22 protein-coding genes are annotated in these 25,373 nt (G+C 64.9%); 10 read left to right on the top strand and 12 right to left on the bottom strand.

Annotated elements, in window-relative coordinates; genetic code table 11:
• Positions 1 to 542 precede the first annotated feature (542 nt).
• Entirely contained in the window at positions 543 to 1,208 is a 666-nt protein-coding gene (locus tag AKJ09_RS26345; RefSeq protein WP_146650389.1) for a XylR N-terminal domain-containing protein, read from the top strand.
• A 32-nt stretch (positions 1,209 to 1,240) separates the two neighbouring features.
• Entirely contained in the window at positions 1,241 to 2,362 is a 1,122-nt protein-coding gene (locus tag AKJ09_RS26340; protein ID WP_146650387.1) for an STAS domain-containing protein, read from the top strand.
• Here AKJ09_RS26340 and AKJ09_RS26335 read toward each other — a convergent pair.
• Positions 2,311 to 3,315: an NADP-dependent oxidoreductase gene (locus AKJ09_RS26335; RefSeq protein ID WP_146655662.1), complete on the bottom strand. Its 1,005-nt coding sequence runs from the start codon at positions 3,313 to 3,315 to the stop codon at positions 2,311 to 2,313. The genes AKJ09_RS26340 and AKJ09_RS26335 overlap by 52 nt on opposite strands.
• A 147-nt stretch (positions 3,316 to 3,462) precedes the next feature.
• Here AKJ09_RS26335 and AKJ09_RS56265 point away from each other — a divergent pair, with 147 nt between their 5' ends.
• Together AKJ09_RS56265 and AKJ09_RS26325 are read left to right on the top strand one after the other, a co-directional pair.
• On the top strand, positions 3,463 to 3,540 hold the full coding sequence (locus tag AKJ09_RS56265) for a MerR family DNA-binding transcriptional regulator (protein WP_146655661.1): 78 nt from the start codon (positions 3,463 to 3,465) through the stop codon (positions 3,538 to 3,540).
• A gap of 94 nt (positions 3,541 to 3,634) precedes the next feature.
• Positions 3,635 to 4,528 (top strand): L-type lectin family protein, encoded by an 894-nt coding sequence (locus tag AKJ09_RS26325; protein WP_146650385.1) that lies wholly within the window; start codon positions 3,635 to 3,637, stop codon positions 4,526 to 4,528.
• Positions 4,529 to 4,664: 136 nt separating this feature from the next.
• Here AKJ09_RS26325 and AKJ09_RS26320 read toward each other — a convergent pair whose 3' ends face one another.
• From AKJ09_RS26320 to AKJ09_RS26305, 4 genes are all read right to left on the bottom strand, one after another.
• The gene (locus tag AKJ09_RS26320) at positions 4,665 to 6,023 is read right to left on the bottom strand and encodes a hypothetical protein (RefSeq protein ID WP_146650382.1); all 1,359 of its coding nucleotides are present in this window, start codon (positions 6,021 to 6,023) and stop codon (positions 4,665 to 4,667) included.
• Between the two features lie 366 nt (positions 6,024 to 6,389).
• Complete coding sequence (locus AKJ09_RS26315) at positions 6,390 to 7,559, bottom strand: peptide-N-glycosidase F-related protein (protein ID WP_146650380.1); 1,170 nt, start codon at positions 7,557 to 7,559, stop codon at positions 6,390 to 6,392.
• 2 nt (positions 7,560 to 7,561) lie between these two features.
• Positions 7,562 to 8,455, bottom strand: a complete 894-nt coding sequence (locus tag AKJ09_RS26310; RefSeq protein WP_146650378.1) for a tetratricopeptide repeat protein — start codon at positions 8,453 to 8,455, stop codon at positions 7,562 to 7,564.
• The gene (locus tag AKJ09_RS26305; protein ID WP_146650376.1) at positions 8,452 to 9,024 is read right to left on the bottom strand and encodes an RNA polymerase sigma factor; all 573 of its coding nucleotides are present in this window, start codon (positions 9,022 to 9,024) and stop codon (positions 8,452 to 8,454) included. Before AKJ09_RS26305 ends, AKJ09_RS26310 begins: the two co-directional genes overlap by 4 nt.
• 573 nt (positions 9,025 to 9,597) lie before the next feature.
• Between AKJ09_RS26305 and AKJ09_RS26300 the strand changes: the two genes are divergently transcribed.
• Positions 9,598 to 10,641 (top strand): hypothetical protein, encoded by a 1,044-nt coding sequence (locus AKJ09_RS26300; RefSeq protein ID WP_146650374.1) that lies wholly within the window; start codon positions 9,598 to 9,600, stop codon positions 10,639 to 10,641.
• Positions 10,642 to 10,992: 351 nt separating this feature from the next.
• Here AKJ09_RS26300 and AKJ09_RS26295 read toward each other — a convergent pair whose 3' ends face one another.
• Entirely contained in the window at positions 10,993 to 11,898 is a 906-nt protein-coding gene (locus AKJ09_RS26295) for an STAS domain-containing protein (protein WP_146650372.1), read from the bottom strand.
• A 304-nt stretch (positions 11,899 to 12,202) separates the two neighbouring features.
• Between AKJ09_RS26295 and AKJ09_RS26290 the strand changes: the two genes are divergently transcribed.
• Positions 12,203 to 15,298, top strand: a complete 3,096-nt coding sequence (locus AKJ09_RS26290; protein WP_146650370.1) for an amino acid adenylation domain-containing protein — start codon at positions 12,203 to 12,205, stop codon at positions 15,296 to 15,298.
• Between the two features lie 18 nt (positions 15,299 to 15,316).
• Here AKJ09_RS26290 and AKJ09_RS26285 read toward each other — a convergent pair whose 3' ends face one another.
• Positions 15,317 to 16,306, bottom strand: coding sequence for an AraC family transcriptional regulator (locus AKJ09_RS26285; protein WP_146650369.1), 990 nt, complete (start codon positions 16,304 to 16,306; stop codon positions 15,317 to 15,319).
• A gap of 81 nt (positions 16,307 to 16,387) precedes the next feature.
• Between AKJ09_RS26285 and AKJ09_RS26280 the strand changes: the two genes are divergently transcribed.
• The gene (locus AKJ09_RS26280; protein ID WP_146650365.1) at positions 16,388 to 16,975 is read left to right on the top strand and encodes a glutathione S-transferase N-terminal domain-containing protein; all 588 of its coding nucleotides are present in this window, start codon (positions 16,388 to 16,390) and stop codon (positions 16,973 to 16,975) included.
• 214 nt (positions 16,976 to 17,189) lie between these two features.
• Positions 17,190 to 18,026, top strand: a complete 837-nt coding sequence (locus AKJ09_RS26275) for a DUF4261 domain-containing protein (RefSeq protein ID WP_146650363.1) — start codon at positions 17,190 to 17,192, stop codon at positions 18,024 to 18,026.
• Positions 18,027 to 18,410: 384 nt separating this feature from the next.
• Here the strand turns inward: AKJ09_RS26275 and AKJ09_RS26270 are convergent, their stop codons facing one another.
• Positions 18,411 to 19,019, bottom strand: a complete 609-nt coding sequence (locus tag AKJ09_RS26270) for a TetR/AcrR family transcriptional regulator (protein WP_205633810.1) — start codon at positions 19,017 to 19,019, stop codon at positions 18,411 to 18,413.
• A 192-nt stretch (positions 19,020 to 19,211) separates the two neighbouring features.
• Here AKJ09_RS26270 and AKJ09_RS26265 point away from each other — a divergent pair, with 192 nt between their 5' ends.
• Complete coding sequence (locus AKJ09_RS26265) at positions 19,212 to 20,264, top strand: ferredoxin reductase (RefSeq protein WP_146650360.1); 1,053 nt, start codon at positions 19,212 to 19,214, stop codon at positions 20,262 to 20,264.
• Between the two features lie 12 nt (positions 20,265 to 20,276).
• On the top strand, positions 20,277 to 21,359 hold the full coding sequence (locus AKJ09_RS26260; RefSeq protein WP_146650358.1) for a fatty acid desaturase family protein: 1,083 nt from the start codon (positions 20,277 to 20,279) through the stop codon (positions 21,357 to 21,359).
• A gap of 315 nt (positions 21,360 to 21,674) precedes the next feature.
• On the opposite strand, the gene AKJ09_RS26255 is transcribed toward AKJ09_RS26260, so the two are convergent.
• From AKJ09_RS26255 to AKJ09_RS26240, 4 genes are all read right to left on the bottom strand, one after another.
• Entirely contained in the window at positions 21,675 to 22,067 is a 393-nt protein-coding gene (locus AKJ09_RS26255; RefSeq protein WP_146650356.1) for a response regulator, read from the bottom strand.
• A gap of 75 nt (positions 22,068 to 22,142) precedes the next feature.
• Complete coding sequence (locus AKJ09_RS26250; RefSeq protein WP_146650353.1) at positions 22,143 to 23,144, bottom strand: methyltransferase; 1,002 nt, start codon at positions 23,142 to 23,144, stop codon at positions 22,143 to 22,145.
• A complete protein-coding gene (locus AKJ09_RS26245; RefSeq protein WP_146650351.1) occupies positions 23,141 to 24,283 on the bottom strand; it encodes an aminotransferase class V-fold PLP-dependent enzyme in 1,143 nt (380 codons plus the stop codon). The genes AKJ09_RS26250 and AKJ09_RS26245 overlap by 4 nt, the downstream gene beginning before the upstream one ends.
• Before the next feature lie 5 nt (positions 24,284 to 24,288).
• Positions 24,289 to 25,200 (bottom strand): tryptophan 2,3-dioxygenase family protein, encoded by a 912-nt coding sequence (locus AKJ09_RS26240; RefSeq protein ID WP_146650349.1) that lies wholly within the window; start codon positions 25,198 to 25,200, stop codon positions 24,289 to 24,291.
• Positions 25,201 to 25,373 lie beyond the last annotated feature (173 nt).

Below are 25,373 nucleotides of genomic sequence, written 5' to 3'. Positions count from 1 at the left end.
CGCACTTGAGCCGACAATCCAGCCGTCGTTGCGAGCGTTCCCGCGCTGCCGTATCGCGCTCGCGCTCCTCCGCCATGCGCGCCTCTTCCTTCGTCTTGCGAGGCGTCACCTCGCCCCGATCATTGAATCGGAGTGCACGGAGTCCAGCTCGCTGGACGGAGTCCACGGAGCCCAAGAGGACTCGGCGAAGGCCCAGCCGTATTGAACGCGAGGTGGTCGCCGTCCACGTACGATTTCCCTCCGAGCGTGTCCTCGTCGGTTCCGAGACCGCACGCTCCTGATTCGACCTATTCGTGCACGTGGGCGCGACGTGCGTGCACACCGCTCGGACGCGCGCGCCGCTCACCGAGGTCACCGAGGCCGGAGGCGCACATCGACGACGATGCATGCGCACACATGGTCATGATTGTTTCCACCCGAAAGACACGCCACCTCTCACGTGTTTCCGCGTGATCACGGCTCGGTGCGTAAGACAGATTCTTCGGCTGCCTTCATGCGTGGCGCCAGCGTAAGGTAGAACACGAGCAGGGAGGAGCGAAGCAATGAGCAGCGACAAGACGCTTCAAACGGTCAAGTGTCCAGACAACTTCACGCCCCTGTTCTCTCAGGCCGAGCAGATCATGGGCTCGTTCTTCGGTGACCTTCAGCGCGTTCCGGAGCGCGGCGACATCCAGATTAGCGGAGTGCGCTACCTCCTGATGCGGACGGACTCGCTGGCGATCGAGCTCCACTCGGAGTTGCGAAAGACCTTCGGTGAGGCCGGCGCTCGGCAAATCCGCTACAAGCTGGCGCGCGCGTGCGGGATGCGCGACGCGAAGATGTTCCACGAACGCCTCGGCGTCACGGACCCGACGATGAAACTCGCGCTCGGGCCCGTGCACTTCGCCCACGTTGGCTGGGCCAACGTCGACATCTTCCCCGAGAGCACGCCGCAGCCGAACGAGAACTACTTCCTCGTCTACGATCACCCGTACTCGTTCGAAGCGTCGTCCTTCATCGACAACGGCATCACGTCCGACCACCCCGTGTGCTTCATGAACGCGGGCTACAGCGCCGGTTGGTGCGAGGTCAGCTTCGGCGTCGAGCTCCGGGCGGAGGAGATCACCTGCCGTGCGCGCGGTGACGAAAAGTGCATCTTCGTGATGGCTCCCCCGCAGTTCATCGAGCAACGTTCACGCGAGTTTCGGCAAAAGGCCGGGCTGCTTTGACAGTGGGTACGCACGAGAGTGATGTTCAGGCGTTGCAGCGACTTCGCGAGGAGCGAGAGGTCCTCACCCGGCGCCTGCGCCGGCGAAGCGAGGCGCTGCAGTTCCTGCAGCTGATGACCAAGACGTTCGTCTCGCTGTCGCTCACGGATCGGCGCGAGATCAGCGACACTCTCAACTCGCTGATCCTCACCTTCCTGGATGCACGGTTCGGGGCCATCGTCCTTCGATCGAGCGCGGGCACATTCGAGCTGGCCGCAAGCCAGGGCTGGGATGTCGACGCGCTCACGACCGACGGTGCTCGCGCGGTTTTCGCTCCGTTGCTCACGGACAAGGGCGCTCAGTCCATCGACGCAGCGCGAGCCGAGGCGCTTTGGCCAGGGCGACCGGCGGGCATGCGCGATGGCTTCGCCTTCTGCACGATCGAAGCGAACGATGCGGTCGTCGGGCTGATCCTCGCCGCGGATCTCTCGACGGGGTCGGCGGCGTCGGGGGAGGATCTCGAGTTCATCTCGGCGGCCTCCGGTATCGGTGGAATGGCGCTCACGAACGCTCGACTGCTCGTTCAACAGCAGGCGCTCATGCGCGACGTCCAACGCGAAGCGGAGCAGGCGCGACGCGAGGCGGGGGACAAGGCACGCGCCCTCGACGAGCTCGATCGGAAGCTCGTGGTCATCGAAGCGCAGAAGTCGGCGATTCGCCGGCTCTCGGCGCCTGTCCTCCAGATCTGGGACGGTGTGCTCGCGGTGCCGATCGTCGGAGACGTCGACAGGGACTCGAGCGCGGAGATCACGGAGCGCCTCCTCACGGAGGTGGTCGCACGGCGCGCGCGCTTCGTGATCATCGATCTCACCGCGGTCGACCTGGTGGACACGCAGGCGGCAGACGCGCTGCTCCGCGTGGCGCGGTCCGTGCAGCTCCTCGGAACATCGAGCGTGCTGACGGGCATTCGTCCAGCCGTCGCGCAGGCCATGGTGTCCGCCGGCGTGGATATGTCGGCGATGACGACGCTACGGAATCTGCGAGACGGCCTCGCCGAGTGCCTCGGCAAAACGACCGCTCTGACCTCGGGTCCGCGGTCTGACGTGAGCAGACGAACGGACGACTATTTCATTTCTACGACCACCTTGCCCTTCGCACGGCCCTCCTCGAGGTAGGCGAACGCGCGTGGCAGTTCGGCAAATGGGAAGACGCGGTCGACGACGACCTCGAGGGACTTCGAATCGACGAGCGCAGCGAGCTTCCGGAGATCGTCGCCGCTCGGGTGCATGAACAGGTAGCGATAGCTCACGCCCTTGCGTGCTGCGCGAAGCCGAATCGTGAAACTGGCAAGCCAGAACAACGCCGCGAGGCCGGCGCCGCGACCGAGATCTTTCGTGGCGGTCGTCGGCTCGGGCATTCCGGCGATGCTCACCACGCGTCCACCGCGACGGACCACGTCGAAGCACCCCGCGAGGGTTTCTCCGCCGACGAGATCGAAGGCCGAGTCGTAGTCGGACAGCTCGTTCACGAAGCGCGTCGTCGTGTAATCCACCACGACGTCGGCCCCCATGCGCTCCACCAATGCCCTCCCGCGAGGTGATGCCGTCGTGGCGACCGACGCGCCGAAGTGCTTGGCGAGCTGAATGGCGAACGTTCCCACGCCGCCAGCACCTCCCGGGATGAAGACGCGCTGCCCCTTCGAGACGGAGAGCTCGTCCCGCAAGACTTGGAGCGCCGTCAGAGCAGCAAGGGGAATGGCGGCGGCCGATGGGAAATCGGTCGACTTCGGCTTGAGCGCGACCAGCTCCTCATGCACGCAGACCGATTCGGCAAACGCGCCGAGCTCGTCCTTGGTAACGCGCGCGAAGACCTCGTCGCCGATCTCGAAGTGGCTCACGCCTGGACCCAGCGCGTCGACCACGCCCGCAACCTCGCTGCCGAGGACGACGGGCATCGAGAGACGAGTGATGGGCTTGAGCTTCCCTTCGCGCAACTTGAAGTCGACCGGATTCAGGCCCGCCGCACGCACGCGAATTCGGACCTGGCCGGCACGCGGCTCGGGAACCCGAATGTCACGAAACTCGGCGGCATCGGGCCCGCCGTAGCGCGTGAGAACGAACGCACGCATGGTCATGGCATCGTCTCCTCGAGCGTGAACCTACTGCACCGACCACTTGCGTGGACCGAGGCCAAGCCTGTCGCGAACTCCGTTTGATTATTCAATCAGCGCAACTGAGTTGCACTGTAACCTTCAAGCTAACTTCAAGGTCAAGCCATGAGAATTGGAGAAGTCGCCGCACGCAGCGGTCTGTCCGCGTCACGGATTCGCTTCTACGAGGCCGAGGCGTGCTGAACCGACTCGCTGGGGCGAATCGACATTCGAAGCCATTGCCGCGAGATCGCCGCCAGCTTGTCGCGGGATCCGGGCCAGGCTAAAGAAGGAATTCATGCGGGTTCGCGTCGGCCTTGCCTTCGGAGGAGTCGCGTTGGGGGTGGCGTGCGGGCGTGAGCTCGATATCGTCGGGGCTCTGGCGCCCTCGGAGATCATCGCCGATGGTGGCTCACCATTACCGGCCTCGTCTCCGTCCGGGCCCGCCATCGATGCAGCGCCCGTCGATTCCGGGGCATGCGCGCCGACAGTGTTCGTCGAGAGGTTCGACACGGGGTTCGCGCAATGGACCACGTACGGCGGGGTCGAGCTCGCCTCGATCGGTGGCGAATCGACAGGACAGCTCATCGCGACGGGGGCGAAGTCGCGCGCCGCAGGGCTCTTCTGGATACCGACGGTCAAGGCGACGTCGTTTCGGGCAACGTTCAACTACTACGTCCCGAAACCGCCCGCGGACTGGGAGGTTGGCGACGGCCTCACCTTTACCTGGCTCACGTCCACCGGAACGAGTCCGCTTGGCGCCGACGCCAGCGACGGCCAAGGGCTCGGGCTCCCCGCAGACGTCACCGGGTATGCACTCGCGCTCGACGGATGGCAGAACTCCAGCATCAACGACCTCGATGCGCCGTCCTTCAACATCCTCGCGCTCGATCCCGCTCGCGGACTGCCCGGGCAGTACGACTGGCACGTGAGGACGCTCGGACCCTTCGAGCCGGCGGACGTCTACGGCGTGTGGCGCACGATCGAAGCTGTTGTCGCGAACGGCAAGGTGTCGGCGACGCTCCGTCTGTCCACAGGTGGACAGGTGGCGACGCTCTTCACCGACGTCCCGATCGACACCTCGGCGGCCGTCACGGCTCTCGGATTCACCGCGTCGACCGGCGACGCAGCGGCGGCGGGGTACTTCGTGGACACCGTGACGTTCGAGCTCACGAACCCGAGCTGCAAGTGAGATGGCGTTCGGTTCGGGCTGCGCCGACCGTCACGTGGGCATGCACGCTCGAGTCCCGAGCGGCGCATGGGTCGTCCTCAGTCTCGCTTGCGCAGTCGCCGGCGGCTCAAAGCCACGACCACGCACGCAACGCCCGCTAACACCATCGTGTTGCCGGTCGAATCACCCACCAGATGGCAGCCGCAGCCCGCCTTCCGACGCGGGGCAAATTCTTCCTCGTCCGGCTCATCCCCCCCGGCAGCGGCGCACTGACGAGACCAGGCGATGATGGAGGAGAGCTCGTCTTGTCATCCGTGGTCGTTTCGATGCACTGGCCATTCTTGCAGCCCTGTCCGATTGGGCAGACGACGCTCTCGCAGTTGGCGACACAGTTTCCAGCCTGGCAGTGGGTGCCTGACGCGCACGTTACGCCTGCACAAGCGGCCTCGACGCACAGGCCGGTCGAAGAGACACAGGCTTTGTTCCCCGCGCACGGCAGGCAATTGCACTTCGCGACACAAACCCCATTATCGCAGACTTGATCGCTCCCGCAGTTGATGCCGGCACAGGGGTCGACGCAAGCGCCGACACGGCAGACCTGTCCGTTGGGGCAGACGACGCCGTCGCAAGGGCCCTTGCACGTACCGCCCAAGCAGACTTTGCCGTCTTCGCACGTGACGTCTTTGCACTTCGGCTCGACACAATGCCCAGCAAGGTTGCAGACCTTGTCGGCTGGACATTGAAATTCCCCAGACGCACAGTTTTGGACACACCTGCCCTTGTCGCAATAGAGCCCAGACGGGCAAATGTCGCCCTCGTCCGTCTGACCATTGCAATCGTCGTCGAAGCCATTGCACTTTTCGGCCCCTGCCTGCGAGACTTGCTGGCAGGTCGTGCCGTTAGCCGAACACTGGCTGATTCCAGCGGCGCAAATTCCGGTCCGACCGGTATCACACGGTTGCCCGCCGCCGACGCAGGTGACGCCGCTCACGAAGTAGACGGCGTCGTTGAAATCGCCATCGTTGTTGAACGCGGTAGAGCTGGTCGGCCCGTCCTCGAAAGCAACGTAAAAGGCATTGGACGTCCTTTTCGAGGGATAAATGAGCGTCGTAATCCACGGCGCAGACGGGCTGCAACTCGAGCACGACTGATTCCACGCCGGATTCGAGTAGTGGTTTTGAGCACAGTACTTTTGAGGCTCGCCTATCAGCGCAAATCCGACGAGGCCGCCGAGGTAATCGGGGTCATTCTTGATACTCGTGCCGGAGAACGACGCACCTTCGAGCGCCCCGGCGGGGATGATCGTGTGGAGGTCGCTCGTCTGCGGCGGACTCCCCGTCTCGTTGTACCAGGCAAAAGCGAGTCCGCAGTTGCCTCCCCTCAGCTCGAAAGACGCCGTGAAGCCACATAGCGGTGAGAAAGAATGCGGCGAACTCGCGGCGTCGGAAGTCCAGTTGATCGGCTCACCGCGACTCGCAAAGAACGCGTCGAGTTGAAGGGGGTCGTCGGATGCCATCGGGACCGTCGTCCCGTTCGGCTCGTTGACGGCGGCGCGCGCGGTGGAGGGCCCCCAGAGACAAGCCGCAACGATCAAAAGACGTCGCACAGAAGGCTGGCATCGCATAGGCACTCTCCCCGAAGGACGCACCGCATCTAAAAAAACATGTGTTGCGGTCGGGCCGCGTGACTACGGACGCGGACCGATCGCGAGTTCACGTGCGAGTTCAAGCGCGAGGTCACGCCGTGGTGCGGGCGCCGCTTCGCGACACCACTGCGGCATGCCCTACGTTGATGGATCGCTCGTCAATCGGAATTCGATCCGACAATCGTACGCGACGAGCTTCGGCGCCGATGGCGCGTGCGCCCACCAGGCGGCTGCGCGTCAGTCGCCGTAGGCGATGACTTTGGCCGAGATCTCCCAGCGACCATCGGCGGAGACCTTGTTCACGAGGATGTCGATCGCGTGCTCCCCCGGTACCGCGAGCTGCTCGGGTTCGAAGACCAGCGGAGGCGTCTCGCTGCCCGGGCACCAGTTCGCGCGCGGCGCTTGAACACTGGCGGGCGCCCCACATGGATTTTCGAGACAGTAAGAACCGAAGGGGCCTCCCTTCGTCATGGTACAGAGCGCTTTGCAATCCGTTCGCCAGAGCTCCTCGCCCGACACGAACGGGACGCCATCCGCGCTCAGCGTGTGCCTGCGCTTGCAGAACTCATCGGCCGGACCGAGGCATACCTCCTGCTCGACGGCGCCGCCACCGTGGCCCGTCGCGAGATACTCGACGCGCGAGTGCCTTGTTCCAGCCGGCAGCGTGAAGTCGAACGTTCTCGGCGTCGCGCCGAGGGTCTTGTCGTCGTAGACCAGCGGCACGACCGCGAGAACGTTGCGCGGCGGTGTTCCCGGCGTCAGCTCGATGCGTGCGCCGACATTCCAGCCACCGTTCGATCCGGACACTTTGCCTTCGACGTCCGAATACGAAGGAATCGTCACTTCGAGCCGCCTCTTGCCGTGAAGCGCGTTGAGGATGTCGGTCACGTCCCTCTCGATGTGAAGCGGCCCACCGAACGGCGTGATCGCGCGAATGACCTCGATTGCAGGGCCGTCGTTCGCCGCCGGATCGATCAGCGCCACTTCGAAGTTGCGGTCGAACGCATCGCAACTGGCAGGCCAGTTTTGACCGGCCGGCGGAGGCTCGGACTTCCACTGTTCGAACGGAAAGCAGGTCGAGGTCAGGTCGACAATCAGCTCTGCGTGCGCGAACGGCCCCTTGGAGATGTCGATCTCCGCCGCGGCCTTATGGAAGTTCGGCTCTTCGCTTTTGCTGCCAATGCGCACGCGGTCGAAGACCTCGAGCGTGAACGGCGGTAAGGGAGCCGCGACCCTATCACCCGCATCGCCGGCGCGTGCAGCGGTGTCCGTGGACGACTCGGACGTGCTGCACGACACATCGACACTCACGACGATGCCGAGGCCAATGGCCAAACCGCAACTGCACAGCAGACGGGTCGTGGTTCCGTTGGCAACGCCGGTCGTCGACCATTCTCTCTTCGGCATATTCAAGGTCCAATCTCCGCGAGGCGCCGCGTCGATGCCGGAACGAGCTGACTGTCGGGATGGCGAGCGCGAAACTCTTCGAGTGCCGCACGCTCCTCGGCGAAGCGGCCCGCCGCGCGAAGCGCACGAGCCTTGCCCCACCGGGCTTCTTCGGAGAGGGCACCGCTCGGACGCGTCGCGAGGGCATGCTGGTAATGTGCGAGCGCGACGAGCGGCCGGCCCTGGTGAAGCTCGATGTTGCCGACGGCGACCTCGGCGGGATAGGCCTCCGCCGACTCCGGCCCGAGCTCCATGACCCGCCGATACGTCGATGCGGCTTCCATCCACCGTCCTTGCGCTCGGAGAAGGTTCGCGTCGCGCAGGAGATCGGCGCTCGCTTCGACACGGGGCTCTTCCCCGGCGGGCGCCGCCTTCCCGCGAGTCGTAGAGGCAGCGACGGGGGCTGGACGTGGCACGGGCAGCTTCGCGGAGGGGGCGTCTGGCAGATCGGCTGGAGAGGTCTCGGGGACGCCCTCTGCAACGCCCTCTGCAACGCCCTCTGCGCCCTCAGTGGGCAGACTGAGCGCCGGGCCCTGCTCCAGCGATGTTGCCGGAGCCGACACAGGGGAGCCGGCGGGCTGGGCAGCTCCGCGAAACTCTCGCACGCCCCCCGAAGCGACGATCGCGCCAGCCAGCAACGCCCCCGTGATGAGTGCACCTTTGCTCTGCACAAGAGCCTTCAACGTGGACTTGGCGCTCGACCGTGGCGGCTCGCTCGCCGGGGTGGCTTTCGCCGCGGCGGCGAGCGCGGCGACGGTGAGCTGCGTGGGGGGCTGGTCAGAGCTCGCGCTGCGGAGCAACCGACGCGCGAGGCCGTCGTCCAGCTCTTCGACCAAGCGCTTGGGAAACATGCTCATCGAGACACTTTCCGTGACGTGGCAGAAATTCGCGCAACGGCAGCATTGAAGTCCGCTCGCGCCCGTCGCAAACGCGATGCGACCGTCCCGACGGGGAGGCCGAGGTGGCTGGCAATCTCGGGTCCGGTAAGCCCTTCGAGCTCGTAGAGGACGAAGACTTCGCGCCGCTCATCGGAGAGCGTGGCGAGCACCGCGTCGAGCTGCGCGAGCTCTTCTTGTCGTTCTGCGAGGCTTTCGGGGGTTCCCGGTGCGGCGAGGTCGTCGGGCACCTCCGAGATCAGCTCGGTGCGCCCGCGCTTTCGCGCAGCGCCTCGGGCGACGCCGATCGCCACACAGCACGCATATCTTCGAAGCTCCTCGACCGGCAGACGGCCGAGCATCTCCCATCGCCCGTGGAGCTGAAGGAGAACACTCTGGAAACAGTCGTCGACGTCGGACGACGGGACACCGAAGCGTCGGAGGCACCGCCACACGGATCCGCTCACGACCTCGGCGCCCTCGCGAAAGGTCGACGACAATGGTTCGACCATTTGCGTACCGCCCACCAGCGGCGCCGCCGAGGCGCTCACGGAAGTGCTCGCGTTCAGGAATCACCTCCTCCCCGAGATCCCATCTCGAAGCCCTTCGCCAGATGAACGCGCGCGCAACGACGAACCTGGCAAGGAACGTTCCCCAGCAAGGCCAGAGTCGAGGCCAGAGTCGAGGCCAGAATCGAGGCCAGAATCGAGGCCAGAATCGAGCATTGAACTCGAACGTGAGTCATCGAACTTCCAGAAGTAGGCTCCGAAATTCGTCGGTCGGAGGTGAGTGATCGTCGAATTTGAAACGGAGGGCCGACGGTCAAATCGACGCCCTCGGGGGCAGTCGAGCGCGACGATCCGACCGTGCGCGAGCGAGTATTGCCAGCGCCGCTGCGGCCTTCCGTATGAACAATTGCTTTCGAGGCGGGATCCGATCCCGAAATCATCCGGCGAGGATGGAACGCGCCCATCACATCACATCCGCGCACAAACTCGCGCGCTCGACTTTCGACGTCGGCTCGACGCGGCTCCGCTCTTGCTTCGATGCCACCCGAATGGGAACATCGCCGGGCAATGAGGCGGGGACGTGGACTGCCCCGCAGGCTCGGGGTCGGGGTTGCGATGCTCGTCTCGCTCCTCCCCTCCCGGACGAGCGCGCAGGTGCGAGTCCTCGTCCGGACCGTCGCGCCGGTCGACGAGGCGTTCTACGAGCGCACGGTGGGCCAGGTCAGCGACTTGCCCGTCGAGCTCCGCAAAGTGGCCGATGCCGAACTCGAGGAGACGACGACCGAGCGCCTCGCGCGAGCACGCGAGCTCGCCTCGGACTTCGAGGCTACCGTCGTCGTTTGGTTCGAGCACCAGCCGAACGCGAACACGCGTATCTTCATCGCAGATCCGGCTCACGATCGCGTGCTCGTGCGCACGGTCGCGAGCGAGAGTGACGCGATCGCCAGCTCTTCGTCGGCGATGCTCGAAGCGTCGTCGCTCGTCGTCCGCACGGCGCTGCTCGCCCTCGACTCCGGCGCGCCGCTCGGGATCCCCAACGATGATCTCACGCGCCCCGCTCCGGCGCCTCCGCGCGAACCGGACGAGGCAAGCACGCCGGCTGAGCAGCGGTCCGCTCCAAGCGCTCGCTGGTCACCAAGCTTCGGCGCCGGATGGCAATTGACGCTCGACGGGTGGAGCCCGGCGGGCGCGCACGCGGCGACGCTCGACGCGGGCGTTTGTCGAAACGCATGGTGCGCCTCCCTACGCGGCGCCTTCGGCCTGCCGAGCCGCTCGCAGGACGGCAACGTCGCGCTCGAGATCTCGCGCCATGCCGCTGGCGTTTCCATCGCGCGCACGGTCGCACGCGGGGAGATCTGGCAGATTGACCTCGGCGCCGGCGCGGGGGTCGTGGTGTTTCGCCGTTCGGCATCCCAACTCGCGGCCGACTTCTCTCCATCGCCACCGGCAACGCACGTATCGCCGGCAGGCTCTCTCGATCTCCGGGTGTATTGGTGGCCCACGCGAACGTCTCCGCTCCAGCTCGGCGCTTCCGTCGGCGCCGACGTCCTCGCGACCCCGCCTTCCTTCGGGTACACGACGCCGAGCGGCTTCGTCGAGCAGCGCACCTGGTTCATCGAGCCGCGCGGCGGCGTGTTCGTTTCACTCCGCGCTCAGTGACTCGACAGGTGACGACCGGCACGCGCGCGCCCGCTCCCGCCGACGATGCACGACGAGTGAATCGCCGACCACGCGATCAGCGATGAGCTCATCGAGGGTGCAGGTTCGATGTTCCTATACCGGAGCTGTCAATCACTCATTTGCAACACGCGATTTCGCGAACTACCCAACCGTGATTGTCAATTACCGGTTTGCGACACCGCATTCTGCGTCCCGGGACGACACCATCGACGCCCCGGCCATGGCGAACGGCTCAGCTCGGGACATTCTGTCCCGCAGCTTGTTCGAACCGTGAGCGCGCGGCTCCCGAAATTGGATACGGGCCGATAGCGGCTGTTTGCGCGCCCCTTCCTAGAGGGAGGAACGCGGGTCCGCGTGGCCCGAGCGTTCGCCTCTCATCGCGAACGCAATCGCGCTCTGGAGGTTCGCGCGCGTCGTGATCCCGTCGAAGTTGGTGCCTAGCCCGACGAGCGTTTGCGCAACCTCGGGCCGGATCCCCGTCAGCACCACGTCTGCACCGACCAGATGGACCGCTCGGGCTGCTCTGATGAGCGCGTCGGCAACCTTGGTATCGACCGTGGCCACGCCGGTAATGTCGATGATCGCCGTTCGACTGCGCGTTTCGATGACCCCGGCAAGCAGGGTTTCCATGATCCGGTCCGCCCGCGCCCCGTCGATCGCTCCGATGAGCGGCATGGCGATGATGTCGTTACTGATGGGGATAAGCGGCGTAGAGAGCTCCGCGAGCGTTGCAGCCTGCATCTCGATGACTTCGTCCTGCAGTCGCTTCCGGTCCGCTTCGCCCCGCAGACGTTCGGTGACGTCGACACCGAACGACACGACCTCGACGAGAACGCCGTCCGGCCCGAAGCGATTGTAGGAGTTCCACGCAAGGGTACGGTCCTCCCCTGCGTGCGTGCGGATCGTCATCTCGTAATCGCGGACGTCGCCGCCCGAGCCGGCAATCCGGAAGTACTCCTCGACCTGAGCCCAGAGCTCCCCGGGGTACAGGAGAGGAAGGATCTTCGTCCCCCTGACCTGGTCAGAGCTCATACCAATCACCTGCTCGCAGGCAGTGTTCGCGTAGATCATATCGCCCTCGGGCGTGATCCGCGACAGCACGGCGGGAGCATTCTGGACGACATGCTTGAAGACGTCCCGCTCCGCCGTCACCTCTGCGAGTTGGCGCTCGAGCTCATTGATCCGACCTTGGAGCGTAAGGAGCTCGTTCGAAGTCTCAGACGTCGCCTGATTCATACATCTTCTCCAGAGCGGGTGACGTTCGGGCGGCCCACGGTAGCCGACGAGTTGCCGTCATGAACAGCTTCGAGCGAAACAAATGTCCCACATGACACGAGGCTGACTTCTCTGTGCCTCTTTGCAATCTTGTGACGAATACGTCGAATACCGAATAAATCGTGAAGGTCGACGAATCAGGGTTATACCTTCGAACCAGATAACGTCGGCCCAGTCCTGCCCTAGCATGCTTGAGTTTGCGTGCGCGGTGGATTTAGGGGCACGACGCCATTGGGCTCCTCCCTAGGGAGGACATGGGGAACATATGAAAGCAACCGACCGTCCGATCGACGACTCTTGGTCTGGCAGTTTCACTGCATATCCCAACGATGTGGGGCTCGATGCTCTCTTTGCGCGTCAGGTCGCTGCTCGTCCGCATGCGCTGGCGATCGATGCAGGCGCCGAGGTCGTTACTTACGCCGAGCTGGATGCGCGGGCGAGTCGACTCGCCCATTCACTACGCAATAGCGGTGTTGGAAAAGAGACACCCGTCGGTGTGCTCATGGGCCCGCGGGTGGAGCAGATCGTCGTGCAGTTGGCGCTCGCCAAGGCCGGCGCCACGTATGTGCCGCTCGACCCCGCATATCCGCGCGATCGTCTCGCTCTCATGACCGAGGACGCGGGGATCTCGTTGGTCGTCACCGACGCTGTCAACGCTCCCCACGCGAGCGGTAGGGCGCGGTTGTGCGTCGATAGCGATCGTCATCTCATCGATCGGAATCCCTCGGCGTTTCCCTTCCTCGACAACGGTCCGGATTGTCGGACGCACATCCTCTACACGTCGGGGTCGACTGGCCAACCGAAGGGCATCGAGATCGTCGCGAAGAGCATCACTCGTCTCGTGATGGAGACCGACTACGTCCAGTTCGGGCCGAACGACCGCGTCGCACAGATGGCGAGTCTGTCCTTCGACGCCTCGATCTTCGAGGTGTGGGGCGCCTTGCTCAACGGCTCTGCTCTCGTCATCATCCCCAAGGTTCGCGCCCTCGATCCGCATGCGCTCCGTGTGGAGTTGTCGGAACGCCAGGTCAGCGTGATGTTCATGACGACATCACTCTTCCATCTCGCCGCACAAACCTGCCCGGACGCGTTTGCCACGCTGCGATACGTCGTCATTGGCGGAGAGCGCGCGGATGCGACGACGATGCGAGCCGTGCTGCAAGCCGGCGCCCCGCAACACTTGGTCAACGGATATGGGCCGACGGAAGGCACGACCTTCTCCACTGCCTGCGACGTCTCTCTCGAGAGCCTCACGCGTGGCTCGGTGCCGCTCGGCAGACCGATCCGCAACACGCTCGTCTACATTCTCGATGCAGAGCGGCGCCCCGTTGGTGTCGACGAACCCGGCGAGATCTACATCGGCGGAGATGGCATCGCCCGCGGATACCTGAATCGTCCCGAGCTCACGCACGAGCGCTTCGTGATGGTCGAAGGGCTTCGTCCCGACGGTCCGGTGCGCCTCTATCGCACTGGCGATCAAGCCTCCTGGCGTTCCGATGGGATGATCGAGTTCCTCGGACGCACCGACTTTCAGGTGAAGATTCGTGGTCACCGGATCGAGCTCGAGGAGATCGAAGCGACGATCCTGACTCTCAGCGAGGTGAAGAGCGCTGCGCTCACGGTCCACGAACGAGCGCATGGCGACAAGTCGCTGATCGCTCACGTCGTGCTGCACGATCCCGCTCGATTCACGTCCGCCGCGCTCCAGGCCGAGCTTGCCAAGAAGCTTCCGCCCTACATGGTGCCTGATCGGATCTCGGTTCGAGAGGCCATGCCCCTCAACTCCAACGGCAAGATCGATCGCAAGGCCCTCGCAGCATCGGAGACCGCGAGCCAGGCTGACTCGGAGACTCGCGATCCCCACGAGGTGGCGATCGGCGCCATTTGGGCCGCGCTTCTCGAGGTGGCGAACGTCTCCCCCTCCGACCGCTTCTTCGCGCTCGGCGGTACCTCGCTGCTCGCGGCGCGCATGGTGCTGCAGGTTCGCGAAGTCTGTCGTGCCGAATTCCCGCTGAACGCGATCTACGACAGCGATCGACTCCGTGAGTTCGTCGCGGTGGTTCGCGCCGCACAAAAGGGTGCGACGGGAGCTCATGCCAGCGGCGCCGTCGTGGACGGCCCGGAGACCTGGAAGGCCGACGCCGTTCTCGACCACGACGTGCGGACAATGCTCACCGCCGCAGATCGTAGCTCGTCCCGCACGGCACTCGGTGTCGATGCTCGAATCTTCTTCACCGGGGCGACGGGCTTCCTCGGCGCCTTCTTGCTACGAGATCTGCTTGTCCGCGGTCACAAGGATGTCCGCTGCTTGGTCCGTGCCGAGAGCGCCTCGGAGGGACTCGCGCGCATCCGCACTGCACTGAACAAATACGAACTTTGGAAAGAAGAATTCGGCCGCCAGATTATCCCCGTTCCCGGTGATCTGAGCCAGGTTCGCTTCGGCCTCGACGCCACCACGTTCGCGTCGCTCGCAGACTCCGTCGATGCCGTGATTCATACGGCTGCCCAGGTCAATTACGTGCAGACCTATGCAGCGCATCGCGCAGCCAACATCGGAGGTACGACGGAGATCATCCGTCTGGCGGTGACGGGACGGCTGAAGCCCCTGCATCACGTTTCGTCGATCGGGATCTTCGGGCCGAGCGGGTTCTTCGGCGGCGACCGTGTAGTTCGCGAGGACTCCAATCTCGACGACTACACCGAGTACCTTCGCTACGACCTCGGCTACTCCGCGAGCAAGTGGGTTGCCGAAAAGCTCGTCTGGACGGCAAAGGAGCTTGGTCTGCCCACGCGGGTCTACCGTCCCGGTTTCATCATGGGAGACAGTCGTACCGGTGCCGGTAACGCCGACGACTTCGTCGGACGTGCAGTACGTGGAATGATCCAGGCCGGCGTCTGCCCTGACCTGCCGAGGCAGCGCAAAGAGTTCGTCCCCGTCGACTACGTCAGCCAGGCAATCGTGGCCATTGCCGGTCGCGAGGACACGATTGGTGGCGCGTTCCACTTGGTGCCGCCTGATCCCACGCGCTCCGTCGACGTCAATCGCTTCCACGAGCTGCTTCAAGAGTGTGGTTATGCTCTGAAGACCCTGCCCTACGCGACCTGGGTCGAGCGCCTGATGGAAGAGTGCCGCACGCGCGATAACCCCCTATGTTCGCTGGTCCCCATGCTCGGCGATCCGGTCCACGAGAAGCTGACGCGCTGGGAGCTCTACGCAGACATGCCGGTCTACGACGCATCTCGAGCCGTCGCAGCCTTGCGTGGTAGCGGCATCGAGCACGCCTACATGGATCGCGCTCTGGTCGAGAAGTACCTCTCCTACTGGGTACGAACCGGTCAACTCTCGCGGCCAACGCAGTAGGCGACCGGGCCACTCACGCTATGTCGGCAACGAGCCCGCGCGGCGATACGCCCCCGGGCTCGTGCCTTGCCAGCGCTTGAAGGCCTTGTTGAACGACGGCGTGCTCTCGTAGCCGACGCGCTCGGCGATCGTACTCACCGGTTCGGCCGTATCGCGAAGCAGCTCCGCGGCGCGGGCGACTCGCCAGCGCGCCAGGTACTGGAGTGGCGGCTCGCCAACGAGCTCGGTGAAGCGGGCAGCGAAGCCCGAGCGCGAGAGGCCGACGCGCGCCGCGAGGTCCGCGACGCTCCAGGCGTGGTCGACCTGTGCATGCATGAGCGAGAGCGCATCGTGGATCGGCGGATCCGATAGCGCGACGAGTCCCTGTTGCTGGCGTGCCTGGCAAGCGGGCTGCTCCGCCAGGATCCGCATCGCCTGGACGACAAGGACGTCCGCGAGACGCTGCAGCACGAGCACACTCGCGGGCCTCGGCTTCTCGAGCTCGGCGAGGACGAGCGCGATCGTTGCGGCTGCGAGCGGGTCGGACGACGACGCGTCGCCGGAGAAGACCACCACCTCCGGTGGTCGCCCGAGCAGTGGTGGCGGAGCGCGGTCGAGCTCGAGGAAGGCCGCGACGATCGACGTGCGCGCACCACGGCCGCCGATTCGCCGCGTGGTCGAGGTGGGCCGGCTCCGCGTGCCGTCGCACACCGCGGAGGGCACGCTCGTCTTCGAATCACGCAAGACGTGCGCGGCGCCGCGCGGAAGAAACGCGACATGTTTCGGCTCGAGCACGATCGGCTCTCGCCCCTCGAGCTCGAGACGAGCCTGACCGCTGGCGACGAGGTACAGCATCGCTCGATTTCGCGCCTGCATTTCGAGCCCCCACGGCGCGCGCGCCTCGATCTGCTTGTAGAGCACGTTTCGAAGCACCCCGAGGCTCAACAGGTCTCCGAGGACGTCGCCGCGGCCATCCGCGATGTCGAGCCGGATTGGACCCTGGGATAAGTTTGATGGACGGCGTGACATTGATCGTCCAGAGCGTAGCGCGTAATCCGTTGTGGCCGAGCAAGGAGATGCGCTCTTTGCGCGAAGACCACGGAGCGACTCATGATCCTCTATTACGTTTCCGGAGCCTGCAGCCTCGCCAACCACATCGCGCTCATCGAGGCGAACATGGCATATGAACTGGTGAGTATCGGTCGGGACAAACGCACGGACGACGGTCGTGACTTCCTGACGATCAATCCCAAAGGCTGCGTTCCCACGCTGGAGCTCGACGACGGCACGGTGCTCACCGAGAACCTCGCCATCCTCGCCTACATCGGAGAGCAACAGGGTGCCTTGCTCCCAGCGGCTGGCCTTGCACGCTGGCGAGCGCTCGAGGCGACCTCGTTCATGACCACCGAGGTTCACGGCAACTTCAAGCCGCTCTTTTACCCTGACACGACGCAAGCCGAAAAGGACACGGCCCGACACAAGCTGGTCAAACACTTCGCCACGCTCGCGACGCAGCTCGGCAATCGACCGTTCCTGCTCGGCGAGCAGATGACCATCGCTGATCCGTATTTGTTCGTGATGCTGAGGTGGGCGGCCAACTTCGGTATCGAGGTGTCGGGCCGGTTCGGCACCTATCTCGCCCGCATGACGAGCCTGCCCTCGGTTGCCCGCGCGCTCGCCGAAGAGCGTTTGTCATGAGCGTCGCCTGAGCCCGCTCTCGATTCACCGACCACGCGCCGCCCGCTCTCGGACATACAGCGCAACTCAGTTGCGCTGATTGAATAGTCAAACGAGTTCGCGACAGACTTTTGCAAAGGACCGAGGATTTCAGGGCCCTCGCCGCTCAGGGTGGGCGTGGGCCCCGAAATCCTTGGTCCACGCAAGTGGTCGCCGCAGTAGTAGGCTTCACGCGATGGTCAAGATGGCAGAGATCACTGGTCGAACGTATGGGGTCGAGCTGCTTTTCGAGAACGACTACGACGTGCGTTCTCCGGAGGTGCTGAAGACGTTGCGCGCGATGTTGCCGAACGCCGACGTTCGCGAGTCAGGCCCCGTCACCATCTTCCACCAGGATGTTCCGATCCCGCTGAAGGACGCGGGCATCTGCGCGCAGACCGCGATTCTCGGCACCGACGAGCCCATCGAGCCGGGAGAGTTCGACGAATTGCTTCGCCAAACGCGGGACTGGGACGGAGCACCTGCCGCGGTCGCGCGCGCGAAGCGCCGACTGCTCGTGACGGACCTGATGTCGTCGTCTCTGCCGGCACCCATTCGGCTCCAGACCTTCCAGAGGGCGCTCGCCGCGATCGTCACGGCGACGAACCCGAGCGCCATCGTCTGGACGGCCGCCTACAAGCTCGTCGAGCCGGGCGAATTCCTTCGAGCGATGGAGCAACCGAAGTTTGCCGATCGCGCGTTCGTCGCGCTGAACGTGCGCCTCTTCAACGTCCGCGACCGCGCCGGCGAAGCCGTGATGGACACCGCGGGCCTCGCGTGGCTCGGGCTTCCCGACTTGCAGCTCCACTTCGTAGGCCTCGACCCCAACGCCGTCGCGTCGCACCTCTTCAATTCGGCGCTCTACATTCTCGAAAACGGCGACGTCATCGCCGACGGCAACACGATCGACGGCATTCCGGCCGGCAGCGGCAAGAAGTGGCGCTGCCGGCACGAACACGCGCTCATCACTCCGCCGCGCATCGTCCTCGACATCGATCCAGGCCCCCCGCACGCGGCCAGGCATCCACGCTGAGTGCGGCTGACGAGCATCGCCTTCGCAACGCTCTCGAGACAGTGCTCCGCCCGCTTGGGAGCGGTTGCTCGTCGCCGAGAGCAACGAGCATGCAACGCGCTCGCGTCAACGACACCGCCGAGTCGTGCTGGTCGACAAAATAAAAACACCGCGCGGGGCCAGGGGGGGGATGGCCACTCACGCGGTGCGTCTGGATACTTAGCGAGATACGTGCCAATCAAAAGCACGAAGGAAATGGCCTGTCCCCGCCCCGTTTCTTTCAAGATTGAATGATTTGACGACACAACTGCACGACCTTTGCCGCGCAGCCTTCCCTGTTCGTCGTTCGCCCGAAGCGGTTTCGGTTGAGCTCGCTCCGCTCGCAGGACGACCGGAGACGCGCTCTCACTTCTTCGGTGTGCCGATCCTCGACGGCTTCTTCGGCAAGTGCCGGAGCCCCATCCACGCGAGCGCTGCGATGTGACTCGCGACTTCTTCGACGCTCGGCTTCTTCTCGTCGACCCACCACTGACCCACGAACGTGACCATGCCGATCAGCGCATGCGCGTAGATCGGCGCAGCCTTCGCGTCGTAACCTGCATTCTTGAACGAGGCCGCAAACACATCACCGACGCGGGTGGCCACGTCGTTGAGGAGCGACTGCATTCCTCCTCCCGCGACGGTCACGGGTGAGTCCTTGGTGAGGATGGCGAACCCGTCGGGGTGGTCCTTGACGTAAACGAGGAACGCGAGCGCCGCCTGCTCGACGCGCTCGCGCGGGGTGCCCGTCCCGATGGCCTCCGCGATCCGCCGGACGAGATACTCCATCTCGCGATCGACGATGACGGCGTAGAGCCCCTCCTTGCCGCCGAAGTGCTCGTAGAGAATCGGGCGCGACACCTTCGCCTTGTCGGCGATTTCTTCCAGCGAAGCTCCCTCGAAGCCACGCTGGGCGAAGACCGCCCGCCCGACATCGATGAGCTGAGCGCGGCGCGCCGCTGCGGAGAGCCTCATACGTCTTCTTACCCTCGCGCCGCGAGGAGACGCAAGGGCTCGGGTCACGCCGAAGTCACGGGACGCGCTCGCCCACGAAGAGGTTACATCTTCGTAGCTTACGTCACCAATGGTCGCTAATTTTAGCCGATGACTTGACGCGTCATCGAACGGTCGTAAGTTACACAAGCGTAAGTTACGGAGGGCGTTCCGATGCATCCCTTCCTGCAAAAGCTCGCGGTCGACCATCACGTGGAGTTCTGGCTCGGCGAACTGGACCGCTCGTGGTCGGTGCGCACGCTGCGGGGCCGCGTGCTGGACGTCATCCACGAGACCCATGACGTGAAGTCGTTTCGATTGCGGGCGAACCGTCTGTGGAAAGGTCACCGCGCCGGTCAGTTCGTCACGGTCGACGTCGAGCTCGACGGCGTGCGCACGCGGCGGTGCTATTCGATCGCCTCGGCTCCCGCCCCCGACGGTCGCACGTTCTCGCTGACCGTGAAGCGCGCGGGGCGAGTCTCCTCTTGGCTCCACGACAACGTCGTCGTGGGCGACGTCCTCGAGCTCGGGTCCGTGGCGGGCACTTTCGTCATGCCGGCACACGCGCAGCCCGCACGCATTCTCTTCGTGAGCGGCGGAAGCGGGATCACGCCGCTCATGTCGATGCTTCGTGACCTCGCGAGCCGCAACGCCATCGCGGATCTGGTGTTCCTCCACGCAGCGCGCTCCGAATCCGACGTCATCTTCGCCGCCGAGCTGGCGGATCTCGCGGCTCGGCACCTGGGACTGCGACTCGCTCTCCATTGCGGGCCGCTCGACGGCGAAGCCCTCCGCAAGGCCGTCCCGGATTTTGCTGAACGCGACACGTTCATGTGCGGGCCGCCGGGCATGATGACGGGCCTCGCGCCGTCCTGGACCGGTATCGAGGACCGCCTGAAGACCGAGCGGTTCTACGTCGCCCCCGCACGCGCGGACGTGGAGACCGGCACAAATCGGCGTGCCGGAGCGCGCAAGGTTCGTCTCACGATGGCGGGCTCGGGTACGAGCCTGGAAGTCGACGACTCCCTCACCCTCCTCGAGCATCTCGAGCGGGCGGGACACACCCCGAAGAGCGGATGCCGAATGGGCATTTGCAACACGTGCGTCTGTCGCAAGGAATCCGGCGTCGTCGAGAACACGACCACCGGCGAGCTGTCGGCAGACCCTAATCACGACATTCGACTGTGTTCGTCTCGTGCCCACAGCGACATCGTTCTTTCACTCTAAATCGAGGGCCTCATGACCAGTCGCACACTCGACGAACAAGAGACTGCCGAATTCGGGCGCGAGCTCGATGCGCTGAGGGACGAAGTTCGCCGGGACCTCGGCGCGAAGGACGTCGCTCACATCCGTGGCGTCATTCGATTCGCGCGCCGTGCCGACGCCACGGGCCGGCTCCTCTTGCACTTCGGAGTCGACCCGATCTCGTTCGTCGCCGGAGCGATCGCGCTCGGCACGGCGAAGATCCTCGACAACATGGAGATCGGCCACAACATCATGCATGGCCAATACGACTGGACGCGCGACCCCAGCCTCTCCGGCCACGCCTACGACTGGGACAACGTCTGCGCTGCGGAAGATTGGCGCCACTCCCACAACTACGAACACCACACGTTCACCAACATCCTCGGCAAGGATCGGGACATCGGATACACGTTCCTACGTGTGGCGCCCGAGCAGGCATGGAATGCGAGTCACGTATTCCAACCTCTCACGGCCACGACGCTCGCCGTGGTCTTCGAATGGGGAGTCGCGACCCACGATCTACGCATCGTCGAAACACTCCAGGGCAAGCAGTCCTGGAAGACGCTTTGGGAACGAAGCGGACCGTTCGCCAAGAAGGCCACCGTCCAGCTCGCGAAGGACTACGTCGTCTTTCCGGTGCTCGCCCTCGGCAATGCACCGCGCGTATTCCTCGGAAACATGACGGCGAACGTCGTCCGCAACCTTTGGACGTTCGCCATCATCTTTTGTGGGCACTTTCCCGAAGGAGTGAGGATCTACTCCGAGAAGGAGGCCGAAAACGAGAGTCGCGGGGATTGGTATCTGCGGCAGCTCAACGGCTCGGCGAACATCGAGGGAAGCGCGCTCTTCCACGTCATGAGTGGCCATTTGAGCCACCAGATCGAACACCATCTCTTCCCCGATATCCCGGCATCGCGGTACCCAGAGATGGCACCGCGGGTGCGCGCGATCTGTGCGAAGTACGGGCAGCGCTACAACACCGGCAGCTTCCGGCGACAACTCGGGAGCGTCGTGAAGCGGCTGGTCGTCAACGCGCTGCCGGAGCGCGCCATTCCTTCGGCGATCGGTGCCGCCTAGGCGCAATGCCCTTCGGATAAACAGACATCCGCCAAACACCGACGGATTCGACCGAGATTTTTCACAGGAAGGGCAGAAGGGCGGAAGTTTTTGGGGCGGAGAACTGAGGCTCCCTCAGCGAAACGGAAACTCCAAGCCGCCAATCGTGCGATAGCTCGTCGGCATCGGGGCATTCAAATCCCCCCAGCAAGCGCAGTTTGGCGCCTGGCGCGGGGCGAAAAAAAAAACCTTCCGCTCTTCCGACCTTCCTGTGAAGTCTCTGCCTCTCAGAACGGCATTGCGCTTACGCGGGGCGCTGACAACCCCAGGAGCCTCCTATCGGCGGACGCCCGAAGGGGCCTTCACCAGGGCACGGATGCGCGTTGCGAGCTCGGCTCCCGTCGTGCTCTTCGAGATCCAGCCGTCCGCGTCGGCCTCCTTCGCAAGACGGCGCAAGACGGCTTCGTCGGCCGCGCTGTGGAGCAAGAACCGCGTCATCGGCGGTGCGCTCTTGCGGGCAAGCGCGAGGATGCGGTCGCCGGAGAGGGCTGGGATGTCGACGTCCATGAGGACGACGTGAGGCACGAACGAGCGCACGATGCTCGTGACGCCGATGGGGCTCGAGCACGTCATCACCACGAAGCCCTCGCTGCGGAGGGTGCGCTCGAGGAGTTCGAGCTGCATCGTGTCGTCATCGACGACAAGGACGCGATAGAGATCTTCAGCCATACGACTCACACTCCTCTGGGATCGACGGGTGCTGCTTCAACTGTCACGCTTCAATCGTCATCATTGTGCCATCGATCAAGGCTTCCGTGCGATGACCAGATCGAACGGCCCGTGCAGCACCCGGACGTCCTCGAACCCGAGCTCCTCCAACACTCTAGTGTAAAATTCGACTTCCCGCAGGCGGCTCTCGCACGCGTCGACGCCCATCAGGAAGTAGGTCCAGAAGAACTGGACGGCGAGCCGTTCCGGCGTACGGAATTCTTCGCAGACAACGATGTGACCACCCGGCGCGACGGCGCGCGCGCCCTTCGTGAGTAGAGCGCGCGCTCGCGATTCGTCCCAGTCGTGGAGGACGCGCACGAAGGAGACGACGTCGTAGCCCGAGGGGAGCTCGTCCGCGAAGAAGTCCATCCCGACGAAGCCCATACGCGTCTGAACCCCCGCCGCGCGCGCCCGGGCGAGCACGAGCTCCCGCGTCTGCGGGAGGTTGAGGATGTCGACCGAGAGCTGGGGAAGCTCGGAGAGGAGCGCCAGGGCGAGCGTCCCGTCCCCGCCGCCGACGTCGAGCCAACGGGCGGCTCCGTCGAAGACCTTCTCACGTGCGCGCCGGAAGCTCTCGACGATGGGCGTGCAGCCGGCAGCCATGCTCGCCTCGAACCCGGCGACCTGCTCGGGGGTCTGCGGCGGCCAAGCGAACGACTCGATCGCGAACTCGCCGCGTAAGACGGCGGGGAGCCGACCGTGGATGGATCGCCAATCGTAGCGGTCGCGGTCGCGCTCGATCGAGCTCGGACCGAGGACCGCCTCGAACGCCGGTACGAGGGGCGCCGTGGATTGGTACTGCGCGTCGAGCCGCTCCTCGGACCGCTGAGAGCGCGCCACGAGGCCCATGCTCTCGAGGCAGTCGAGCAGTTTGTACATTCGATTCGGTTTGGTCCCCGTGGCTTCGCAGATCCTCCTCAGCGAGACTGGCCCCGCGTCGAGCATGGCGTCGATCCCGAGGTCGTGGGCCGCGGTGACGACGTCGATGCCCTTGCTCGCATTGTACAGGACGCTGAGAAGCGCTCGCGGCGTCATGACGTCCTCCTCGCGGCCTCGACGACGGCGGCCATTATCGCGTCGACTTCGTCATCGGTGTTGTAGAAGTGCGGAGCCATCCGGAGTCCTGCTCGGTAGCTGCAGACGAAGCCCGCCGCCTCGAGGTCGGCGACGATCCGCGCGCCGTCGGGCACACGGAGCGAGACGACCCCACCGCGCGCGTCGGCCGCTCGTGGCGTCAGCGTCTCGATCCCGGCAGCGTCCGCGTGATCGAAGATGCGTGCGGTCATCGCCAGCGACCGCGCGCGGATGGCGGACGCCCCGAACTCCTTCACGAGGCGGAGACCTTCACGCGAGGTGATCGCCGGGAGGAGGGCCGGTGTGCCCGCGGCCAGGCGGCGCGCACCGTCGGCCCACCCCTCCGCGCGCGCGAAGCTCAGTGGATCGCGACTCGCCATCCACCCGGTCGCTGCGGGCTCGAGCGTCGCGAGGAGGGATGGCTTGACCCACGCGAACGCAAGGTCGAACGCGCCACTGAGCCACTTGTGCGCGCCGCCGAGCACGACGTCGACGCCCATTCGCTCGACGTCGACTGGCATGACACCGATCGATTGATACGCATCCAAGGCGACGAGGGCGCCGCACTCACGGGCTCGCGCCACGACGGGGGCGACGTCCACGAGCGCCCCCGTCGCGAAGGTCGCGTGGGACAAGACGACGATGCGCGTTCGCTCGTCGATCGCGTCGACGACCCGCTCGACGTCGATCGTCACCCCATCGCGTGACGGCACGACGTGCGGTTCGCAGCCATAACGCCGGAATGCGTTCAGCAAGAACCGCACGCTCGGAAACTCGAGGTCGGTGGTGATCGCCCGTGGTCGTTCGCTCCACGAAAGCGACGAGAGCACCCGACCGAGCAGCGCCGATACGCTCACGTCGATGGCGATGGAGCCACGTGCTGCGCCGATCAGCTCGGCGACGCCGTCGGCGTACTCGGTGACTTCGCCGAAGAGGTCGCCGAAGACGCCGTCACGCCACTGCTCGACGACATCGAAGTATCGGGCAGCGGCCGTGCGCGCGCCGCGGGGAACGGCGCCCATCGAGCAGCTATTCAGGTAGACGCACCCTGACAGGAGCGGGTATTCGCGCCTCAGGCGCATGGTCGTGGAGGTGTCCATGCGTCCTAACGCGCACCGTCTGCGTCGGCGCCAAATTGCGTCACTCCGGGGGCCTGCGTGCTCGGCGAATTCCCGTTCGCGGCCGCCGCTTCCGTCGCGTTCGGGGCATGCACCTTACAACCGGAGCCGACGCGCGGCGCGCCGATCGGGTAACCGCCCTCGCGCACCCAAGCCTTCGTGAGCTTGACGCGCGCGTCCCACAGCGCTGGGAACAGCGGCGCGGTCATTCGCGGGGCCAGCGCGCGGGTCGGGAACCCGTCGAGTGCGAGCACCTCGCGATCGACTCCGATGGTCCGGCGCACCAGCATGAAGTGCGCGACGAGCCAGGTCTGGAAGGCCTCATCCCAGTCGACGAGTAGCTCGGCGACGCGAAGGAGGCCCGCCTGCTCCTGCCGCTCCGTCGCATAGAGCTCGACGATCGAGGTCCCCGTTCGTTCGAGCGCACGCGTGAACGCTTGCTCGACGGCGTCGGTCGCGAGGAGCAACCGGTTGTACCCAGGCGACTCCAGCCCGCTGCCGTTGCCCAAGTTCCTCCGGATCGCCTGGAACGTCTTCGGCGTCAGCGTCTGGAGGATGCGCATCTCGCTCGCAAGCGAGCGCTGCACGAGGACGATCCTTTCCAGCAGCGCGGACGCTTCGTGGAGATGGTCTTCGTCGAACGCGTCGACGAGCGAGATCGTGTCGAAGGCGATCGCCTTCAGCCAGAGTTCCTGCGTCTGGTGCATCACCTGGAACAGATGTTCGTCGGGCGCCGCGACCTCGCGCTTGATCTGTAGCTCGAAGAGCGACTTCGTTTGCAGGTAAACCTCGTAGTCGAGATCGCCGCGTCCCACGTCCTTGCCGAGCTGCCGATTGAAAACCGGGCGCTCGAGAGCGTTCGCGAGATCCGTCGCGAAGCGTCCGCTGCACTTGCTCATTTTGCCCTCCCTATTGACGGAATTGAGGGACACAATGGCTTATCGCGCAATCGATTAAAGCGACCGACTGGCGAATTCGAGCCGTCCTACATTTCCAGGCGCGTGCCTAGATCTATCGACTCCAGCGTCACTCGTCGCATTTGTCGGATGTCGGCCGGCGCCCCCAAATTTCG

This window comes from Labilithrix luteola (genome assembly GCF_001263205.1).
GTDB lineage: Bacteria > Myxococcota_A > Polyangia > Polyangiales > Polyangiaceae > Labilithrix > Labilithrix luteola.
This window is presented reverse-complemented; position numbering and strand designations above follow the sequence as displayed.

What these genes read in the sequence shown, in the direction of transcription:
- AKJ09_RS26345 (WP_146650389.1), top strand. Translation starts at nt 543, where the DNA reads ATGAGCAGCGACAAGACGCTTCAAACGGTCAAGTGTCCAGACAACTTC.
- AKJ09_RS26335 (WP_146655662.1), bottom strand. Translation starts at nt 3,315, where the DNA reads ATGCGTGCGTTCGTTCTCACGCGCTACGGCGGGCCCGATGCCGCCGAG.
- AKJ09_RS56265 (WP_146655661.1), top strand. Translation starts at nt 3,463, where the DNA reads ATGAGAATTGGAGAAGTCGCCGCACGCAGCGGTCTGTCCGCGTCACGG.
- AKJ09_RS26325 (WP_146650385.1), top strand. Translation starts at nt 3,635, where the DNA reads ATGCGGGTTCGCGTCGGCCTTGCCTTCGGAGGAGTCGCGTTGGGGGTG.
- AKJ09_RS26320 (WP_146650382.1), bottom strand. Translation starts at nt 6,023, where the DNA reads ATGGCATCCGACGACCCCCTTCAACTCGACGCGTTCTTTGCGAGTCGC.
- AKJ09_RS26315 (WP_146650380.1), bottom strand. Translation starts at nt 7,559, where the DNA reads ATGCCGAAGAGAGAATGGTCGACGACCGGCGTTGCCAACGGAACCACG.
- AKJ09_RS26310 (WP_146650378.1), bottom strand. Translation starts at nt 8,455, where the DNA reads ATGAGCATGTTTCCCAAGCGCTTGGTCGAAGAGCTGGACGACGGCCTC.
- AKJ09_RS26300 (WP_146650374.1), top strand. Translation starts at nt 9,598, where the DNA reads ATGCTCGTCTCGCTCCTCCCCTCCCGGACGAGCGCGCAGGTGCGAGTC.
- AKJ09_RS26295 (WP_146650372.1), bottom strand. Translation starts at nt 11,898, where the DNA reads ATGAATCAGGCGACGTCTGAGACTTCGAACGAGCTCCTTACGCTCCAA.
- AKJ09_RS26290 (WP_146650370.1), top strand. Translation starts at nt 12,203, where the DNA reads ATGAAAGCAACCGACCGTCCGATCGACGACTCTTGGTCTGGCAGTTTC.
- AKJ09_RS26285 (WP_146650369.1), bottom strand. Translation starts at nt 16,306, where the DNA reads ATGTCACGCCGTCCATCAAACTTATCCCAGGGTCCAATCCGGCTCGAC.
- AKJ09_RS26280 (WP_146650365.1), top strand. Translation starts at nt 16,388, where the DNA reads ATGATCCTCTATTACGTTTCCGGAGCCTGCAGCCTCGCCAACCACATC.
- AKJ09_RS26275 (WP_146650363.1), top strand. Translation starts at nt 17,190, where the DNA reads ATGGTCAAGATGGCAGAGATCACTGGTCGAACGTATGGGGTCGAGCTG.
- AKJ09_RS26270 (WP_205633810.1), bottom strand. Translation starts at nt 19,019, where the DNA reads ATGAGGCTCTCCGCAGCGGCGCGCCGCGCTCAGCTCATCGATGTCGGG.
- AKJ09_RS26265 (WP_146650360.1), top strand. Translation starts at nt 19,212, where the DNA reads ATGCATCCCTTCCTGCAAAAGCTCGCGGTCGACCATCACGTGGAGTTC.
- AKJ09_RS26260 (WP_146650358.1), top strand. Translation starts at nt 20,277, where the DNA reads ATGACCAGTCGCACACTCGACGAACAAGAGACTGCCGAATTCGGGCGC.
- AKJ09_RS26255 (WP_146650356.1), bottom strand. Translation starts at nt 22,067, where the DNA reads ATGGCTGAAGATCTCTATCGCGTCCTTGTCGTCGATGACGACACGATG.
- AKJ09_RS26250 (WP_146650353.1), bottom strand. Translation starts at nt 23,144, where the DNA reads ATGACGCCGCGAGCGCTTCTCAGCGTCCTGTACAATGCGAGCAAGGGC.
- AKJ09_RS26245 (WP_146650351.1), bottom strand. Translation starts at nt 24,283, where the DNA reads ATGGACACCTCCACGACCATGCGCCTGAGGCGCGAATACCCGCTCCTG.
- AKJ09_RS26240 (WP_146650349.1), bottom strand. Translation starts at nt 25,200, where the DNA reads ATGAGCAAGTGCAGCGGACGCTTCGCGACGGATCTCGCGAACGCTCTC.